1 rRNA gene is annotated in these 484 nt (G+C 56.4%); it reads right to left on the reverse strand.

Annotated elements, in window-relative coordinates:
* A 23S ribosomal RNA gene (locus IF12_RS0122390) occupies positions 1-484 on the reverse strand; the annotation flags it as partial.

Raw genomic sequence — 484 nt, forward strand, 5'->3', positions numbered from 1 at the left:
GTCGGTTTAGGGTACGGGCCGCCATGAAACTCGCTAGAGGCTTTTCTCGACAGCATAGGATCATCCACTTCACCACAATCGGCTCGGCATCAGGTCTCAGACTATTGCCAGGCGGATTTACCTACCTGACGTCCTACACCCTTACCCCGGGACAACCACCGCCCGGGCTGGACTACCTTCCTGCGTCACCCCATCGCTTACCTACTACAAGTCTGGTTCGTCGGCTCCACCACTTTCCTTTCCCCGAAGGGTCCGGAACGGCTTCACGGACTTAGCATCGCCTGATTCGATATTGGGCGTTTCAAAGCGGGTACCGGAATATCAACCGGTTGTCCATCGACTACGCCTGTCGGCCTCGCCTTAGGTCCCGACTTACCCTGGGCAGATCAGCTTGACCCAGGAACCCTTAGTCAATCGGCGCACACGTTTCTCACGTGTGTATCGCTACTCATGCCTGCATTCTCACTCGTGAACCGTCCACAAC

It is taken from the genome of Glycomyces sp. NRRL B-16210 (assembly GCF_000719515.1).
Lineage (GTDB): Bacteria > Actinomycetota > Actinomycetes > Mycobacteriales > Micromonosporaceae > Glycomyces.